The 17,515-nt window shown below is 51.2% G+C and carries 17 protein-coding genes; 15 read left to right on the plus strand and 2 right to left on the minus strand.

Features of this window, described 5'->3' with window-relative positions:
- Positions 1-3: 3 nt before the first annotated feature.
- From hyaB to N512_RS0107975, 15 genes are all read left to right on the plus strand, one after another.
- Entirely contained in the window at positions 4-1,707 is a 1,704-nt protein-coding gene (hyaB, locus tag N512_RS0107900) for a nickel-dependent hydrogenase large subunit (RefSeq protein WP_028779963.1), read from the plus strand.
- A gap of 12 nt (positions 1,708-1,719) precedes the next feature.
- Positions 1,720-2,391: a Ni/Fe-hydrogenase, b-type cytochrome subunit gene (gene cybH / locus N512_RS0107905; RefSeq protein ID WP_028779964.1), complete on the plus strand. Its 672-nt coding sequence runs from the start codon at positions 1,720-1,722 to the stop codon at positions 2,389-2,391.
- Positions 2,392-2,398: 7 nt separating this feature from the next.
- Entirely contained in the window at positions 2,399-2,998 is a 600-nt protein-coding gene (locus N512_RS0107910) for a HyaD/HybD family hydrogenase maturation endopeptidase (RefSeq protein ID WP_025010289.1), read from the plus strand.
- Entirely contained in the window at positions 2,985-4,868 is a 1,884-nt protein-coding gene (locus tag N512_RS0107915; RefSeq protein WP_028779965.1) for a hypothetical protein, read from the plus strand. The genes N512_RS0107910 and N512_RS0107915 overlap by 14 nt, the downstream gene beginning before the upstream one ends.
- A complete protein-coding gene (gene hypF / locus N512_RS22510; RefSeq protein ID WP_037474470.1) occupies positions 4,868-7,324 on the plus strand; it encodes a carbamoyltransferase HypF in 2,457 nt (818 codons plus the stop codon). The genes N512_RS0107915 and hypF overlap by 1 nt, the downstream gene beginning before the upstream one ends.
- Positions 7,325-7,399: 75 nt before the next feature.
- On the plus strand, positions 7,400-8,257 hold the full coding sequence (gene hypB, locus N512_RS22515; protein ID WP_051472706.1) for a hydrogenase nickel incorporation protein HypB: 858 nt from the start codon (positions 7,400-7,402) through the stop codon (positions 8,255-8,257).
- Positions 8,257-8,505, plus strand: a complete 249-nt coding sequence (locus N512_RS0107930) for a HypC/HybG/HupF family hydrogenase formation chaperone (RefSeq protein WP_028779966.1) — start codon at positions 8,257-8,259, stop codon at positions 8,503-8,505. Before hypB ends, N512_RS0107930 begins: the two co-directional genes overlap by 1 nt.
- Positions 8,492-9,616 (plus strand): hydrogenase formation protein HypD, encoded by a 1,125-nt coding sequence (gene hypD / locus N512_RS0107935; protein WP_028779967.1) that lies wholly within the window; start codon positions 8,492-8,494, stop codon positions 9,614-9,616. Before N512_RS0107930 ends, hypD begins: the two co-directional genes overlap by 14 nt.
- Positions 9,616-10,620, plus strand: coding sequence for a hydrogenase expression/formation protein HypE (gene hypE / locus N512_RS0107940; RefSeq protein ID WP_028779968.1), 1,005 nt, complete (start codon positions 9,616-9,618; stop codon positions 10,618-10,620). Before hypD ends, hypE begins: the two co-directional genes overlap by 1 nt.
- Positions 10,620-10,967: a hydrogenase/urease nickel incorporation protein HypA gene (gene hypA / locus N512_RS0107945; RefSeq protein ID WP_025887310.1), complete on the plus strand. Its 348-nt coding sequence runs from the start codon at positions 10,620-10,622 to the stop codon at positions 10,965-10,967. Before hypE ends, hypA begins: the two co-directional genes overlap by 1 nt.
- 638 nt (positions 10,968-11,605) lie before the next feature.
- Positions 11,606-12,160 (plus strand): SF0329 family protein, encoded by a 555-nt coding sequence (locus tag N512_RS22520; protein ID WP_025887308.1) that lies wholly within the window; start codon positions 11,606-11,608, stop codon positions 12,158-12,160.
- A complete protein-coding gene (locus N512_RS0107955) occupies positions 12,157-12,600 on the plus strand; it encodes a DUF2000 domain-containing protein (protein WP_028779969.1) in 444 nt (147 codons plus the stop codon). The genes N512_RS22520 and N512_RS0107955 overlap by 4 nt, the downstream gene beginning before the upstream one ends.
- 390 nt (positions 12,601-12,990) lie before the next feature.
- Positions 12,991-14,004, plus strand: a complete 1,014-nt coding sequence (locus N512_RS22525; RefSeq protein WP_051472707.1) for a suppressor of fused domain protein — start codon at positions 12,991-12,993, stop codon at positions 14,002-14,004.
- A 294-nt stretch (positions 14,005-14,298) separates the two neighbouring features.
- Positions 14,299-15,150 (plus strand): hypothetical protein, encoded by an 852-nt coding sequence (locus N512_RS0107970; RefSeq protein ID WP_028779970.1) that lies wholly within the window; start codon positions 14,299-14,301, stop codon positions 15,148-15,150.
- A gap of 89 nt (positions 15,151-15,239) precedes the next feature.
- Positions 15,240-15,704, plus strand: coding sequence for a hypothetical protein (locus N512_RS0107975; protein ID WP_025010279.1), 465 nt, complete (start codon positions 15,240-15,242; stop codon positions 15,702-15,704).
- A gap of 120 nt (positions 15,705-15,824) precedes the next feature.
- Here N512_RS0107975 and N512_RS0107980 read toward each other — a convergent pair whose 3' ends face one another.
- Positions 15,825-16,136, minus strand: a complete 312-nt coding sequence (locus N512_RS0107980) for a hypothetical protein (protein ID WP_028779971.1) — start codon at positions 16,134-16,136, stop codon at positions 15,825-15,827.
- 189 nt (positions 16,137-16,325) lie between these two features.
- A complete protein-coding gene (locus N512_RS0107985; RefSeq protein WP_028779972.1) occupies positions 16,326-17,399 on the minus strand; it encodes a hypothetical protein in 1,074 nt (357 codons plus the stop codon).
- Between the last annotated feature and the right edge of the window lie 116 nt (positions 17,400-17,515).

Here is a 17,515-nt window from a genome sequence, read left to right on the forward strand (position 1 = left end):
TCAATGAACCAACGTGTAGTCATAGATCCCATTACCCGTATCGAAGGCCACCTGCGTGTTGAGGTGGAAGTCGATGAAAACAATGTGGTGCAAAAAGCCTGGTCTTCCTCCACCCTGTGGCGCGGTATTGAGGTGATCCTCAAGGGCCGTACGCCTATGGATGTGGGCCTTATCGTGCAGCGGATCTGCGGTGTGTGTACCTATTCCCACTATCGCTGCGGCACCGAAGCGGTGGAAAATGCCCTCGGGATGAAAATTCCGCTCAACGCCCGCTATCTGCGCTCCTTGATGCACACTTCACTGTTTATGCACGACCATATAGTGCATTTCTATCATCTGCATGGTCTGGACTGGGTGGATGTGGTTTCCGCTCTCAGTGCCGATCCCGCCAAGGCGGCTCAAGTAGCACTCAAGTACACAGACAAGCCGATTGCCGCCGGTGAAGGTGAACTCAGGGCCGTTCAGGAGAGAGTCAAAGGCTTTGTCGAAACCGGTAAGCTTGGGCCTTTCGCCAATGCCTATTGGGGTAACGGCACCTATAAATTCACCCCAGAGCAGAACCTGATCGCCCTGTCGCACTACCTTAAGGCATTGGAAGTACAACGAGTCGCGGCAGAGATGATGGCGATTTTCGGCGGCAAGCAGCCTCACCCTCAGTCTCTGGTGGTCGGCGGTGTGACCTCGGTGCGTGACATGTTGAGCCCGGCTAGATTGCAGGAATGGAAACAAAAACATGCCATTGTGGCCGACTTTATTGAACGTGGTTACAAGGCCGATATCGTAATGGCGGCCGAAGCCTTCGGCGGCGAAGCCTCGGTACTGGGCGGCGTTAACATCAAGAGCTTTATGGCTACCAACGACTTTGTCACAGCCGATGGTGAGTATCTGTTTGAACAAGGGGTTATCCTCAAGGGCGACCTGGCCGGTGTCAGCGATATCAACCCGGATCTGATTGCCGAAGACGTCACCCACGCCTGGTATAAGGCCGACAAGCCGCAACACCCTTACGATGGCACCACAATTCCGGATTACACCGGCTTTGTTGAGCGCGATACGGTTTACGGCAAACTGCCAACCCTGGATGGCGACAACAAATACAGTTGGGTGAAATCGCCTCGCTACCAGGGTGAACCTGTGGAAGTGGGCCCACTTGCCTGTATGCTGGTGAACTATGCCAGAGGCAATCAAGTGGTGGTCGATGCCGTCAATGGTTTGCTGCAACGTACCGGCTTGCCGATTGAGGCCCTGTTCACCACCCTTGGCCGCACCGCAGCGCGCATGTTGCAAACCTCGATTGTGGCCAAAGAGGGATTGCGCACCTTCGATGCCCTGCTGACCAATATCCAGAGTGACGACAGCACTTATATCAAGCCTGAACTTGACAGTAACAAGGAATATGTCGGCCACGCCATGCTCGAAGCACCTCGCGGTATGCTCAGTCACTGGATCCGCATCAAAGGGGGACTGGTGGAAAACTATCAGGCCGTGGTGCCCACCACCTGGAACGCAGGCCCCGTGGACGCCAACGGACAGATGGGACCTTATGAGGCATCACTGATAGGCTTAAAGCTCGAAGACCCCACCAAGCCACTGGAAGTGATCCGCATTATTCACTCTTTCGATCCCTGTATGGCCTGCGCCGTACACGTGATGGATTACAAGGGGCAGTCTTTGGGCGAATTCCGTATCGATCCCAATGCCCGCTAAGGAGGAAGCGTCATGGCTACATCGAGTGTTTCCTATAAACAGGAGATAGTATTCAGCGCCGCGATCCGGATATTTCACTGGCTCAGAGCGCTGGCCATTTTGGTACTGGTAGTGACAGGCTTTTATATCGCCTGGCCATTTCTGGTGGCGCCCGAGTCCAGTGATGTGTTGGTGCAAGGCTGGATCCGCTTTGCCCACCTGATCTTCGGCTTTATCCTCTGTGCCATTACCCTGGCCCGAGCTTATCTGTTCTTCTTCAGTAAGAGCGATATTGAGCGGCGCTCGTTTCGGGATGTGATGAGCGTGAAGAGTTGGATAGTTCAGCTCAAGTCCTATCTGTGGATGGGTAAGCTGAACAAGGCCGGTGTCTATGGCCCACTGCAGTTTATGACCTATCTGGCAGTGTCTGTAATGGCTGCGGTGATCTGTATTACCGGCCTGGTACTCTATGCCAACGTCTACCATCAAGGTATGGGCGGCTGGCTGTGGGATATCTCCGGCTGGATCACGGCGCAGATGGGTGGTCTGGCTATGGTCAGGATCTGGCACCACTATCTGACCTGGGCCTTTGTCATCTTCGTGGTTATCCACGTTTATATGGCGGTCTGGACAGGTATCCGCTTCAAACATAACTCAGTGGACTCTATTGTCTCGGGTTATGACTATCACCCGGACAAGCACTAGAGGTCAGATGAAGATATTGCTGCTGGGTATTGGCAATGTCCTGTACGCCGATGAAGGTATCGGCGTACATTTTGTCAATTACCTCAATGAAAACTACCAATTTACTCACCCAAGCGATCAGCTCGATCTCCTCGACGGCGGCACCCTGGCACAGGGGCTTACCCCTATCATCGCCAAGTACGACGCTTTGCTCTTGGTCGATACCGTCAATGCCGCAGGCGCCAAACCCGGCGAAGTCTATTTCTTCGACTTCGATAAGGCTCCCCCTGAAATCGACTGGCAAGGCAGCGCCCATGAAGTGGAAATGCTGCAAACCCTGATTATGATGGAGATGCTTGGCGACAGGCCCCACACCATGGTGCTTGGGATCACCCCAACCGTGATTGAACCCATGACCCTTGGGCTCACACCGCAAATTGCCGCCGCCGTGCCCTTGATGGAAACCACGCTTATCAACTATCTGCAGCACCTTGGCTGGCAATGCCAAAAAACCGGTAACACTGACATAGAAGCCCTTATTCCCCACTCCTATCGCCCAAAGCTGTCTGTAACTGCAACGGTCGATGAAGAAGACAAACTGCCGGAAACATCCCATGAAACTCGTTAGATTCGAATTTGACTGCGCCTCGCAGCAGCCTTGGTATGGGCATTTATGTAACCAATATCTTAATTACGATAAGCTGAATATCACTATCGCCCTGTTGCCGCTGAAATCAGCGGCCAAGCAAAGCGCTGCTGCCGCCCTTGAGCACAATCATCAGGCGCCCAGGATCATCTGGCGATATATTCTCGAAGCCGAGGGAAATCAGAGTGAGCTTGAGCAGCTCGCCGATGAGATTGCAGGTGATTTTCTCTTGAGCACCAGCTTACTGGACTCACGTATTTTACTGGCAGAGGAAAGGCTCGGCGCCGCCACACCATTGGCTTTAGCCGACGTACTTCCCAATGCAGCCACTCGGCCGAGCCTGGCGTTTTGTCAGCACTGCCAGCCACGTTTGGGCGATAACCAACACCCTGATTTTGCCAATATCCGTTTGCCCTGCCCCCACTGTCATGGTGAAGAGGCGGTATTGGCCGAGCCGGAGCTCTGCGCCCTGCAACCAAGCGATATCCGTGCCATGGCCGAGCAACTGCTTGAGGGCAAATCGCTCACGCTTACCGACAGCGGCAATCGGCGCCTAAAACTGAGTCTCAAACAAGATGATATGCCTCAGGACATATCCAACGGCCAAACACTTATCTGCTGTAATCCCAATAGCCTCAACGCCCACTTCCTGCTGAGCGATGCCGAAGTGCTGGCGCTTTCTTCGATGGAAAAACCTGCGCTGCGGTTAAGGCCCTGCTCGCAGCATCCCAGGCTCACACAGCCCCTGTACTCAGTGGCGTTTGCCGATAGCAGACTGCTGCTGATCATCTGCGAGTATTTGCGTATCAAGGGCTGCGACTATCTGTTTGCGGTTGAGTTATCCCAGCCATCCCGTGTAGAGCTATGCTGGATAGCCGGTCACTATCTGCCGCTCTATGCTCACCAGGCGCAGCTGAGTAAGGTAAGCTCAGGCCATGCCTTGCCGGAAACCCTGCACGATGAGGCAAGGTTCGGCAATTCAGTGGCGACCGTCCAAAACCTGGGCAACAAAAAAGAGCCGCAAATTGTATTGAGAGCGGCCACGGAGAATGACGCTAATGTCTGGCAAGTGGCCACAGAGCACGGCGCCGAATGCGCCTTCAACGCGCTTAAGGCCGAATTCTGCGGTATAAAAAAAGCTGCACTGCTCTATTTCAGCGGCTCGAATCCCTCACAAATACGCTATCTGGATAAGGACGGCAAACAAGAGTGCTTCTTTGAACTGACTCAACTGCCCGCCAGCGGCTATGAAATAGTACACGCACTGGAGCAAAGTCCGCAGCGCACTGTGGTGCAAAAATTCAAAAACCAATTCCCCGAGTGTTATAACCGCCTGCTGGATATTGGCAGTCGCGAGCTATCTGTCTTCCCCGGGTTGGATGCACTGTGGGCCGTTATCGCCATCATCAGTGGGCTCGGGCAACAGGGCCAGTCGGCCACAGAGCTTAAAGATGCCTTTATTGCCGCCGCCATGAGTTACAAGGGCGCCAACGCACCGCGAATCGATTACCCCTTGGCCAAAGGCGAAGCGGTGCGCGGCCTTAACTGGTGCAAAACGCTGGGCACTGTCATGAGTTTCCGCCTCGCCGGCGACACAGATGCCGCCAAGCTCTGCTTCGCCGCCCAGGATTCACTGGCCGACTATCTGGCCAACTGGGTCGAGCATCTGGATCTCAGCGTTGGCATAGATTGTGTGTTTCTGGCCGGCAGCGCCATGGTCAACCCGGTTCTGAGCAAGAGAATCGCCATCCGCATCGGCAAAAACTTCCCGCTGGCGGCCAGTCAGCTGCTCGATCTCGACGGCGCCCTGCTCGCCGCCGGCGCACTTTGGCTCAGGCAAAGGAGGCGCTGATGACAGCGCTTGTTGCCCAAAGCTTCAATATCAAAGGCATAGTCCAGGGGGTGGGTTTTCGCCCCTGGATTTTCCTGTTGGCAAAACGCTTTCAGCTCACGGGCCATGTGCTCAACGATGGCCAGGGCGTCAGCATATTGGTGCAAGGTCCGGAGATGGCGCTGGCAGGCTTTCGAGCCGCGCTCGATACCGAGCGCCCGCCGCTGTGCCGCATTGATGAACTCACCGTCAGCCATGCCCAAGTGCAGGACTTGCAAGATTTCACCATAGCGCACAGCAGTGCGGGGCAAGCGGCGGCCATAGTCACTGTGGGCAGCGACAAGAGCAGCTGCGATGCCTGCCTGGCCGAGATACGCGATCCCGATAATCGCCACTTCGGTTACCCCTTCACCAACTGCACCCACTGTGGCCCCAGATACACCATTATCCGCAACCTGCCCTACGACAGACACAATACCGCCATGGCGGGCTTTGCGCTCTGTGATGCCTGTCGCCAAGCCTATGAAGACCCTATGGACAGGCGCTATCACGCCCAGCCGGTCAGTTGCCCAAAATGTGGCCCCGAGCTGACACTGCGTGGCGCAGGCGGCGAAATCCTCGCCAAGAGAGAGCAAGCGCTGGCGCAAACCATTGCCCTTATCGAACAGGGCAAAATCCTCGCTATCAAGGGCCTAGGGGGCTTTCATCTGATCTGTGATGCCGGTAATCATGACGCAGTCACTGAACTTAGGCGCCGCAAGTGCCGCCCGGCCAAGCCGCTGGCACTGATGATGCCCTCAGTCGAGTTCGCCAAACAGTATGCCGAAGGCTCAAGCGCCGAATGGCAACTGCTCAGTAGTCAAGAGCGGCCAATAGTGCTTATGGCCAAGAAGCAACACCAGGCTGACGCTCCGGCACTCAGCAGCGCCATAGCCCCGGATATCGACCGGCTGGGTTTGTTCCTGCCCTATACGCCGCTGCACACCCTGCTGCTCGATGGTCTGCAGCGGCCGCTGGTGGCCACCAGTGCCAACCGCTCCGGCGAACCGATTATCACAGACGGCGACGAGGTGCTGCAGCAACTCGGCAAGCCGCCTCTGGCTGTGGTCGATGCAGTATTGGATCATAACCGCCCCATCATCAACGGTTGTGACGACTCTGTGGTGCAGATGCTGGATGATGAACTGCAAATACTGCGTCTCGCCCGCGGTTATGCACCGCTGAGCCTTCCAAGCAAAAGCTTGGCGAGCATGAACAAAGCAAGCAAGAGCTTGGCGAGTAAGGACTCTGGAGACAACTGCTCCAACAAGCTGCCGTCACTGCTGGCCGTGGGCCCACAACAGAAAAACACCCTGGCGCTCAATATCGGTAATCAGCTCTATCTCAGCCCCCATATCGGCGATCTTTTCAGTGTTGAGGCTGAAGGCTATTTCGAGCGCACTTTGCAGAGTTTCCAGCGCCTGTACCGCTTTGAACCCGAGGCCATCATCCGCGATAAACACCCCGACTACGCCTCCAGCCGCTGGGCCGAGCGGCAAAGTGCTCGGCAGCTTGAGGTGCAACATCACTTCGCCCATCTGCTGGCGGTGATGGCTGCCAATGATTACAGCGGCAAGGTGCTGGGCTTCAGCTTTGATGGCACAGGGCTTGGAGATGACAACCAGCTCTGGGGCGGCGAACTGCTGCTGGCCGACTGTCAGGGCTTTCAGCGCCTGGCAACCCTGAGCCCGATGACACTGCTCGGTGGCGAGCAGGCCATTCGCGAGCCTTGGCGCCTGCTCTATAGCCTGCTGTTGCAAAACCATGGTATTGAAGAGTTGCAGCAATTGGCGGTCTTTGCCGCCGAGCCCGCTGCCAAGCTGGCCAACCTTGGCAAGCTCGCCAGCAGTGGCATAGGTCCAAAGAGCCACTCCATCGGCCGTTTATTCGATGCCGCCGCCGCTATGCTGGCAAACTTGCGACTCAGCCAATATGAAGGCCAAGCCGGGATTATCCTGGAAACCCTTGCCCGCAGAGCCATTGCCGCCGGGAAACAGCAAGGCGCCGAGAAGCTTGGCTTAGAGCTGAAGCTTGAACATGAGCTCGAACCGACAAACACTCGCGCCGAGCTGGTGCTTGGGCAGTGGCAAAGCGCGCCGTTATTTTCGGCGCTGCTGCAAGCCTGGCGCACCGAGCCGGACAGTGAACTGCTGGCGCTGGCCTTTATTCAGGCCATAGGCAAAGGGATTATCGCCGCGGCGCTCAAGGCCCGTGATTGGCTCAAGACCGAAGGAATAGAAGATCTGCCGCTGGTACTGAGCGGCGGCGTGTTTCAAAGCAGGCTTCTCAGTGAATACTGCCACCGGGAACTCGCCCGGCTTGAATTTCACCGCTTGAAACCCGGCCTGGTGCCGGTCAATGATGGCGGTATCGCCCTCGGGCAGCTCTGGTATGGATTACATCAACCCGGGCTCACACAGAGCCTGGTCGAACGTTGAAATTACTGATTGATATCAAGGCATCTGCCGCCAAAGCGGCGCATGCTCAGATTAAGGAACCAAAGGGAGTTCATTATGTGTAAAGATTGCGGATGTTCACTGCCCAGGGGCAACGGCGGGCATCATTCTCACGAGCATGGTCATTCTCACAGTCACGATCACGGCCACTCTCATGGCCATTCCCATGAGCACTCTCACAGCCATTCTCATAGCCACTCTCACAGCCAAGGCACAGTACACACCAACCCACAGCTGAACGACAGCAAGACACTGTCGGTGATCCACAAGATCCTCGACAAAAACGATATCGAAGCCCAACACAACCGTGAACACTTTGAATCCCACGGGGTAATGGCCTTCAATATCATGAGTAGCCCCGGCAGCGGCAAAACCAGCCTGCTGGAGCATCTCGGTGCCTATACAGACAAAAAGTACTGCGTCATTGAAGGCGATCTGGAAACCTCGCGGGATGCCGACCGCCTCAAGGCCAAGGGCATAGAAGCGATTCAGATCCAAACCGGCAGCGCCTGCCACCTGGATGCCTTTATGGTGCACGGTGCCCTGCACCAGCAAGCGCTCGACAACATGGACATCTGCTTTGTCGAGAACGTCGGCAACCTGGTGTGTCCGGCCAGCTATGATGTTGGCACCCACATGAATATTGTGCTGGTTTCCATCCCCGAGGGAGACGACAAGATAGAAAAATATCCTGTGATGTTCCACCGCGCCGATCTGGTGCTGCTGACCAAGTGCGATCTGCTGCCCTACTTTGACTTTGATGTCTCCGAGGCCCGTGCCCAGGTGAGTAAGCTCAACCCCAAGGCCGAGGTATTGGAAGTCTCTACCAAAGATCCCGCCAGTTTGACCCGGGTCGCCCAGTGGCTGGATAAGCAGCTCGCCGCCTTTACCGAGCGCACCAAGGAGGCCCGCTGATGTGTTTGTCTATCCCATCCCAGGTAGTGGAGCTGCACCCCGAAAGCCAGAGCGTTACCGTGGAGACCCTGGGGGTTAAACGCACAGTGAGCAGCCATCTATTGGATGAACCGCTTGCCATTGGTGACTATGTGCTTATCCATATCGGCTTTGTGATGAACAAGATAGATGCCGAATCTGCCGCCGAGAGCCTGGCGCTGTACCGTGAGATAGCGGCCAAACTGGAGGCGGAAGATGGCAGAGCTTGAGCTCAGGCAACTGTACGACGGCTTTCGCTGCCCGGCCACTATCCGTAATCTGGCCGAGGAAATCGCCGCACTGGCTCCCAAGCTGACCGAGCCGCTCAATATCATGGAGGTCTGCGGCGGCCACACCCACACCATAATGAAATATGGTCTGCTGCAGCTGCTGCCGGAAAATATCCATTTCATTCATGGCCCGGGTTGCCCGGTATGTGTCATGCCCAAAGAGCGGATAGATCAGGCCGCCGCCCTCGCCCGTCTCGATGATGTGATACTGGTGACCCTGGGCGATATGATCCGGGTTCCCGGCTCCAAGGGTTCGCTCGCCTCTGTGCGCGCCGAAGGTCATGATATCCGCGCCGTCTATGCTCCGCTCGATGCGCTGAAAATCGCCGCCGATAACCCGGACAAGACCATAGTCTATTTCGCCATCGGCTTTGAAACCTCCACGCCGATGACGGCGGTACTGCTGGAGCAAGCAGAAGCCAAGGGCCTTAGTAACCTCTTGTTTCATATCAACCATGTGCTGGTACCACCGGCAATAGATGCGGTAATGAGCCACCCCGAGACCAAGGTCAACGCCTTTATCGGCCCGGCCCACGTCAGCGTTATCAGCGGCGCCCGCATCTATCGCCCGACGGTGGAACGTTATCACACCCCTGTGGTGGTCTCGGGCTTCGAGCCGGTTGATGTCATGCAATCCATTCTCGCGCTGGTCAAACAGAAAGTCAGCGGCCGCTGTGAACTGGAAAACCAGTATCAACGCGCCGTCAGCGAACAGGGCAATCTATTGGCGCAGCAAAAGGTAGCGCAATTTTTTAAGGTACGCCCCAGTTTTCGTTGGCGCGGCCTTGGCCCCATTGCCGACTCGGCACTGATGCTGAAACCCGAATACAGTCACAGGGATGCCGAACAACGCTTTGCCGAGCGCTTGCCGGTGAAACAGATAGACGATCACAAGGCCTGCCAATGCGGCGATATTCTGCGTGGCATGGCCAATCCCAAGGATTGCAAAGTATTTGGCCGCGGCTGCACCCCGCAAACACCGCTCGGCAGTTGCATGGTCAGCTCTGAAGGCGCCTGCAATGCCTACTACAGATATGCCGGAGTAAACTGATGTCCGATAAACGAGTACAACTGAGCCATGGCGGCGGTGGCCGGGAAATGGCTGAGCTTATCAACAAGCTGTTTTTCGATGCCTTCGACAACCCCATTCTCAGACGCGAAGAAGACGCCGCCTGTTTGCATCTTGGCGGCGATTGCGCCTTTACCACAGACTCATTTACCGTAGCGCCGCTATTCTTCAAAGGTGGCGACATCGGCAAGCTGGCCATTGCCGGCACAGTCAACGACTTAGCTATGATGGGCGCCGAGCCGCAATATTTAAGCTGTGGTTTTATCATAGAGGAAGGCTTTGAAATCAGCCGTCTGAAACAGATAGTCGCCAGCATGGCCGATGCCCTGTCTCAATGCGGAGCCCGCATCGTCTGCGGCGATACCAAGGTAGTGCCCAAAGGCTGCGCCGACGGCATTTTCATCAACACCTCAGGGGTGGGCCGTATTCTCAAGCCGGGCATTTCGGCTCATGCACTAAGAAGCGGCGATGCCATCTTGCTTTCGCGGGACATAGGCCGTCACGGCGCCGCCATCCTGAGTGCCCGAGAAGGGCTGGAGCTGGAGTCTGAACTCAGCTCAGACTGCGCCGTGCTCTGGAATGTGGTGGAGCAACTGATCGCCGCCAATCTGGAGATCCACGCCATGCGTGACGCCACCCGCGGCGGCTTGTCGGCTGTGCTCAACGAGTGGGCCAAGGCCTCTAACAAGGGCATTACCCTCAGAGAAACCGCCATTCCCGTCTGTGATGAGGTACGCGGCGTCTGTGAACTCTACGGTTTTGAGCCCTGGGATCTCGCCAACGAAGGCAGCTTTGTCGTCGCCCTGCCCCGCGAACTCGCCGAAGGCGCGGTCGAAATCATGCGCCGCTTCGGTCATTGCGATCAGGCCTGCATCATAGGCGAAGTAGGCGAACAACATCCGGGTAACGTGGTACTGGAATCGGCCTGGGGCAGTCGCCGTTATTTGGATCTGCCACAGGGCGAGCTATTGCCGAGGATCTGTTGATGCACGAGTACTCTATCGTCAGTGCCCTGATGGAGCAGTGCCAGCAACTCGCCGCCGAGCACGGCGCCAAGGGCATTGCCCGGGTCGCCATCAAGATAGGCGCCATGAGCGGCGTCGAGCCTGAGTTGGTTCGCACCGCCTTCAACACCTTTCGTGAGCACAGCGTCTGCCACGATGCCGTGCTCGATATCGACATAGCGCCGCTGACGCTCTCCTGCAATCAGTGCCAGCAGCAAAGTACCCCAGAGGAACGTACCGTCATCTGCCCCCACTGCCACAGCCAGGATACCCGGGTCATAGACGGTGAAGATATGCTATTGATGCAACTCGAGTTAATCACTGATTAAGCCTGCCCAGACAAAGCGGCACCACTATCTGTGTTGAGCTACACGCTGTAAAACTTAAGGCCAAAGGCTATCGCGTTCGGTAATGCCTTTGGCCATATATCTTTGGCCTTTTCATCACTCCTTCCCCCATTACTGTCTTACCGTCAGTAAAAGCCTTTAGAGTCTCATTTCTAAACCATGGCTGCACTTGCGGCTTGTTTCGCCAAGCCAACTTGGTTATTCTAACGATAATTCAATTAGTTATAAAAACAGCCAATACAGGGATGGCTGGCATCATTTCGCCTTCAGGCAAATTCAGGGACGAAGTCAGTTTCGTGCCCGTGCGGTAGCTATGGCGGATACTTTATGGCGGATAATTATTTTAAGCGCAGACACGACTCCCTTAATCTACGCGATTAAACTCATCCTGTGTTGGCCAATTTAACTTGACCAATACACAACAAACAGCGGGGCTCTGGCTTAACTCATCCGTGAGAAACACGGCAACCGACACTTGCTTTCATAGGGAATCATTATATTTATTGCTATTAAGGAAAGTTTTGAGTATATAGTCGACACCTTAAAAACGTTATTTACTGAATTAGCAAGCAATATATTTAAAGCGCGTATACACCTTTCAACTGCCAAAAGTAGAAATTATGCAATGGTCAAAACTTAAAAAGCGAGTTGAAGAAAATTTTGCTGAATCCATCAAAGGCAGAATTGAAATATTTACAACTTCTTATCGACGACAAGGTGAAATTGCTCGAAGTTGGGTTGTCATTGATGGCAAGCAAGGCATAAGTCTTACTGATTATGAGTCTTGGTCGGAACAAGGGGCATATTTTCATGAGTTAACCCCAACAGATTGCCTGAAACATAAATCAGTAGATGGCTTAGAAAGAACTATGGGGAGTTTATATGAAGCAGGTGAGTTCAGCAGTTATGACTTCAAAATTATATGTTTCGAGTCATTGAGCCTATCCGCTCATGATTGTATTAAATCTGAACATCCGCTATTACGTGTCATAGGTGTTCTTCATCGTAAACTAGGTAAGGCTAAGGTCAATGAAATGCTAAAGGACCCTCATCCAATGGTTGTTTACTTTGCAGATTTTCGTATAAAGGCAGAGGCAGATGACCTTTCCCAATATTTAAAACCATTTCCGGATAACAAGCTAGATACCGCCCTTAAAAACCAGGAAATTCCATGATAGATTTCACCTCTCTACCAGATGAAAACACAAAACGATTTGTCGCCGTACTAAATAAAAAAGTTGATATGGGGCGCCTGTACAATGCCCTGGGTCATATGACGGCCGGACTGGTCGCTGAAGTAAATGACTTAGACAGACTCTGTTTTCTGCAATATCGGGATAAGGAAGAAGGTATTCATCCATCAATATCCCATTATCCATTTATCGTTCTTAAGGCTGACAATTCGAACAAGATCAGAAAAGTCCGTGAAGAACTCCTGCAACGAAATATCCCATTCACTGACTTTACAAGCACCATGATAGTAGGAACATCCGCCGAGCAGGTAAAAGCAACGGCTGAGACATCCGAGCAAGATCTGGAATACTTTGGTATTTGTATGTTCGGCGATACGACTGTGCTTAAAGAGTTTACCGGTAAGTTCAGTTTATTCAAATAGTAGGACAGCAGATACGGAGCGCTATACTACAATCTTCAGATTCTGAGGCAGATAAAATCAATGAATTAGCCGACAACGAGGGCAACTTTCATCGGGAATACTGTGTTTAGATTGCCCTATATGAGGCCGCAAGCGAGAGCATTGAAAACAAAAAGCAATATATTTCTGCTAAGTTTAGTATTGCATCTAAGAGATGAGCCTTCACCCCCCACAACCCGATTGAACCATTTTGGATAGTAATCGATTGCAAATCGATGTTCAAATTCAGATGGCAGGTTAGATATAAACAACCATTTGAAAATCTAATAGTAAAAGATAATAAGATACATTTTTTGGACTGATATTTTCGATAGCGAATCAAGTCCAAATTTATTAAAAGGAAGTAATATAGTGACAGAAGTAAACCAAGAGATATTATGGGATAACGTATATGATGCTAGAACGGCTGTATTCGAAAAGAAATTTGGCCTGTTCCCAGATGAGATCCTTAAACTGGGTCATATGACAGGTGTATGGCCAGGTGGTGGCTTGTTTAAGTCTAAAGCCAGCGAATTGGGTGACGACCTATGGCTTTACACCACTTTTGGTTTAACCAATCCGGATATGCCAACCCAGTACTTGCCCCAAAACATTAATCAAACAGATGGTAACATTGAGCTGACTCTGACAAAGAAAGAAACAGTTCCTGTCTATCCTGAGCGGCCGGGTTATGGATACGAAATTATAGTACTTACCCAAGGTGAGGCAGATTGGCCACTAGGTTTGTTGCAATGGGCCGTCAATGCGGAAATGCTTAACGATGCAGACCTTTTGGGAAGAGTCAAAAAGTACAACGGCCTAACTATTGAAGATGTTATGGTGGGAGACGGCGATTACGTCAATGTACTTATTACCCAGGCACACAGTCCGCTGCCAGGTAGCTTCACATTACCTAATGGTGAAGGCCAACTACTGATAGCGACTGTGATTACTGACGATGAGATGGCCTGGTCAATGAAAAACGGTCGAGACAAGCTGTTAGCCAAACTCCTTGCATCGAACGATAAGCAAGTCAGTGTCATTAACAGACCTTCGGTGTTAAATCCCGCTTCCATTAACTACTCGGACATCGACAATCGAGAACAGGCAGAAGAGCTCGCAGCTCAAGGTATGTTACGAAAAACCTATCTCTTCCCATTGGAGTTTGGTGGTCAGGACGATCCAATGAATGTGGTCTATCTACCAAAGACGGCCTCACTGAGCAAAAAAGTGTTCGATCAACAGGTCATGGAGCTGGCCCAGCAAGGAAACATAAGTAACTACTCGGCCTCACCGAATTATCAAGCAGATAGTTTTATACCGGAAAGTATCGACATTGTAGCTGATGGCGAAGCCGGGATATCAACTAGAATTGAAGTGTGGTAATAGGTAGCTCTGGCTTTATTTGACTCTTGACACAAGTCGGTTAACAGCCCAGCTACCCGCACTGAAAGTAATTAAGGTGTTCTCATTGAGATACATTGAGGACACCTTATTAACAGCCTGTGCTTGTTGTCAGTGTACCTACTGCGAATGAAGCTTGAGCCCCGAGGCGCTTGCAGAAGCACAGATGACTGTATCATTGAAATCCAAAGTTAGAATAATTTAGCATTGCCACCAATAGTTGCCAAGTTAAAGACGCTGCTATATTTCACTATCCATATCTCATAAATAAAAACCATGAATAACGAACAATTAATTTACGCTATAAGAAATAAAGAAGCTGATAAATTAAAGTGCTATAGCTATGATGACATGTGGTACGATGTTATTTCCACGCAAATACCAGCTGACTTTGAGTATTTACTAAACAACTACCCGTTTAAAAACAATGAAGAAAAGAAGGTTATCTTTCTTCAACTATTGATGAGTGATATAGAACATTATTTAAAGGAAGACTGCATTGGAGCATTCCTGAATCATTTCCCCCCTGAACAGCTCAAAGTTGATTTCCCTGAAGGGATACTCACAATAACACAGTATGAGAACAGTTTTTATGTTTTCAAAAAACTCGTTGAGAATAAATTTCCACTAGATCACAACATATTCCTACTTATGGGCTGCCGAAATAATCAGAAAGAGTATCTAGAATTTATCACTCAGCATTTTAATGTAACTGATGAGATCTTGGAGCAAGCGCTAGATCAGATCATAAACTCAGATTATTTTGGTGAATCCAGCACAGATGCAACTCAAATTTACTTGATAAAGTACCTGCTAGAAATGTTGAATGTAAATTGCAATCTACCAGGAACGTCCGACCATGATTGGTTATATCAAGAGTGCTTCGAAAATGTTCCTCCTGCAGCTAAATACTTCTACACTGATGATTTTGATATAGCAATTCTTTATGATCAAGAGTATTGGGAATATATCTCTGAAAATTACCTGGAAGATGAAGACTATGAAAGCCTCTACCTTGCAGCTCTTGATGATATAAAAAACAGTAACCTGGATATAGATTTTGAGCAGATGCAAGCTATATTCATCGATTTGAACATGCCGGCTGCGGCGCAAATATTTTCTCATTAGACAATTGTCAAAGAAGCGCGTTCATATCAGTAAGCAGAGAGCCATTGTTTATTTGGCTCAATTAGACCCATTTTGGAAACGAACTCAACATGAACAACAAGTATAGAGCTCCAGCGAGCAAGTGCAATGGCTTCCCCAAAGGTCTGAAGCTGCTAGTTCCTTTTATGCTCCTTATATCGACTCCCTGTACCAAAGCACATGCCACTGATTGGTATTGCTTCGTGTCTCAAGATGAAGCCCATCCAATATACTTGGCTTTTTCCTTTGGCAATGAAGAGAGCAAAGAGTCCCTGGTTTGGTATAAAAATGGCTCAGATGTCATCAAGCTTGAGCAAACGAGTCTTGAAGGCATAGAAATCACCGAAGGGAGACCCTACGAATATACCTATAAATACCTGGAAAAGGTCGATGGAATGACATCTGGAAACTATACCATTGTTGTTCAAGGGGCAAATTTTTACCGTTTTGAATATAAACCGAAAAATAAAAATAAGGTTTATGAATTCAACATGGACCCTGAATCCCAGTTGGACGATACTTGCGTCTGGCAATGACCCTGCCTTCAGGGTTTCTTTGGCCGTAACAGTAAGTTAATAAAGATAAATCAAGTCAAAGGTTGTGCTTACTAGCTATCCTATCAAGCCAACCTATTGCTGCTGAGATTCTAACCTCTTCTAATGCAACACCAGGAACAACAATAATATCGCTCCGGCACTAAATAGATTGGTTTTCCAGAACGAATCTTTGGCAAGAGTGTGCCTAATCAGTACACCACTCCCCCTCAGCCAACCTGCCCAGCAACCGGCTATCAGTGCTTGTAGCATTAAAATAGTCCCCACCACCATATAGGTCAGATCCAACCAACTCTTGGATGGAAACATGGAAGGCAACAGGAGTAATCCAACAATGCCCGCCAAGGCAGCCCAACTGCAACCCACCAGCAATGCCAACAGAGAAGATAATAAAAATCCCTTTAATCCTTGCATCACACTCTCCTTGTTTTCGATGAAATGGCTTCCCTACCCGTAAACCTTTACTATTTTTTATCTATCCCTATGGTCAGAGTCAAGGTGAGTGACGACGTTAAACCTCAGCACAGTTTGCCCGCCTATGGAAAAGCTGGTCTGAACAATACCTGAAAAAACATCAGAGAAATTACGCTTTGACTCACGCAGTTACTTCAATCCCAGTTGCTGGCGACCAGTTTGATTGAGATAAGGCGCCACGTCACTCAAAGGTAAAAAGAATTCATTTTCGCAGCCGTTACCGCGAGGATATTCCCAGAATCTGAGCCCATCCAGCCCATCCTGGGTTTCCAGAGTTAAGTGGTAATAGCCCTTTGCACCATATTCTGTACTACCACAATCGAACTCGGGATCTTCCTCTTGTTCACCAGTTGGGAACCATTTGGCCTGCAGCCCAGATGGCAACTGATGTGTCTGCTTATCGGGGTCAGTATCGTAAAACCATTGCCAAGGGTGAAAACGCTCACCTGTATTAAGATCAAAATTGGTATAGTTAATCGATATTCCGCTGGCGCCATGCCCTGCGGCCCAACGGTAGAATCTGACACTGAGCCAGGTGTCGTTAGCAAAACTCAGCTCTACACCGGTTTCGTCGCTGAAAGCTGTGCCCATGCGCCCGAGAAAGTCTCTGCGAGTTTCGTAATAGAGTTCAAGCAACTCAGCGCTGGTAAGGCGTTGTTTAAGCCAATGATTGATTTGATTCAGCCCGGCTTGCGCGCCCCGAAGTTCAAGCCCCATCTCACCACCGTAGGTAAGCTCACGAAATTCCAAGGCGTTGTTGAAACTTTGCCAGGCACCGCGCTTTATTTGGGGCCGGGTTTCCAAGGCCTGATTATAGGCTTCGCTGCTGCAGTCTGTTGCGCCATCGGCGGCAGTGACTCGGCTGAGGCTGATAGGTAAGGTTTTATCCCTTTGCGCCAGATACCAAGTACCCTGTAACTGATCATCTTGAAGAGAGAGTCGCCAACGACCGCTGTCATCTTGCTCCTGGAAATGGTTGTCTTTGAATTCCAGGCTGATAGGCGTCAAGTATTTCAAATAATAATAGCTACCTGAATCGCCATATTCGTTAATGCAGGCGCGGATCTGCGTCTTTCCCAAAGTGCCCTGCCATACACCGGCCATAAGCCTGCTTTCTTGCTTGGTCATGCCATCTTGACTGGCATAGGCGCAGGTGCTGGCCATTAACAACGCAGAAGCATAAACAAAGGTTTTGACTGCCATCCCTGTTTCCTTATCCTGATGATCGAAAGCTGGCAGCCTAGGGGATGATTCGATGAAAAGCAATGGCTTGCACCTGGCATTCAAGCAAAATGCGAACCTGGGCAAGCTGCGCACGC

Source organism: Shewanella sp. 38A_GOM-205m (genome assembly GCF_000518445.1).
GTDB lineage: Bacteria > Pseudomonadota > Gammaproteobacteria > Enterobacterales > Shewanellaceae > Shewanella > Shewanella algae.

Excerpts from the sequence above, each read along its gene's own strand:
- hypE (WP_028779968.1), top strand. The coding sequence starts at position 9,616 with ATGTCCGATAAACGAGTACAACTGAGCCATGGCGGCGGTGGCCGGGAA.
- N512_RS0107975 (WP_025010279.1), top strand. The coding sequence starts at position 15,240 with ATGAACAACAAGTATAGAGCTCCAGCGAGCAAGTGCAATGGCTTCCCC.
- hypF (WP_037474470.1), top strand. The coding sequence starts at position 4,868 with ATGACAGCGCTTGTTGCCCAAAGCTTCAATATCAAAGGCATAGTCCAG.
- N512_RS22520 (WP_025887308.1), top strand. The coding sequence starts at position 11,606 with ATGCAATGGTCAAAACTTAAAAAGCGAGTTGAAGAAAATTTTGCTGAA.
- N512_RS0107955 (WP_028779969.1), top strand. The coding sequence starts at position 12,157 with ATGATAGATTTCACCTCTCTACCAGATGAAAACACAAAACGATTTGTC.
- hypB (WP_051472706.1), top strand. The coding sequence starts at position 7,400 with ATGTGTAAAGATTGCGGATGTTCACTGCCCAGGGGCAACGGCGGGCAT.
- N512_RS0107910 (WP_025010289.1), top strand. The coding sequence starts at position 2,399 with ATGAAGATATTGCTGCTGGGTATTGGCAATGTCCTGTACGCCGATGAA.
- N512_RS0107985 (WP_028779972.1), bottom strand. The coding sequence starts at position 17,399 with ATGGCAGTCAAAACCTTTGTTTATGCTTCTGCGTTGTTAATGGCCAGC.
- hyaB (WP_028779963.1), top strand. The coding sequence starts at position 4 with ATGAACCAACGTGTAGTCATAGATCCCATTACCCGTATCGAAGGCCAC.
- N512_RS0107970 (WP_028779970.1), top strand. The coding sequence starts at position 14,299 with ATGAATAACGAACAATTAATTTACGCTATAAGAAATAAAGAAGCTGAT.
- N512_RS0107980 (WP_028779971.1), bottom strand. The coding sequence starts at position 16,136 with ATGCAAGGATTAAAGGGATTTTTATTATCTTCTCTGTTGGCATTGCTG.
- hypD (WP_028779967.1), top strand. The coding sequence starts at position 8,492 with ATGGCAGAGCTTGAGCTCAGGCAACTGTACGACGGCTTTCGCTGCCCG.
- N512_RS0107915 (WP_028779965.1), top strand. The coding sequence starts at position 2,985 with ATGAAACTCGTTAGATTCGAATTTGACTGCGCCTCGCAGCAGCCTTGG.
- cybH (WP_028779964.1), top strand. The coding sequence starts at position 1,720 with ATGGCTACATCGAGTGTTTCCTATAAACAGGAGATAGTATTCAGCGCC.
- N512_RS0107930 (WP_028779966.1), top strand. The coding sequence starts at position 8,257 with ATGTGTTTGTCTATCCCATCCCAGGTAGTGGAGCTGCACCCCGAAAGC.
- hypA (WP_025887310.1), top strand. The coding sequence starts at position 10,620 with ATGCACGAGTACTCTATCGTCAGTGCCCTGATGGAGCAGTGCCAGCAA.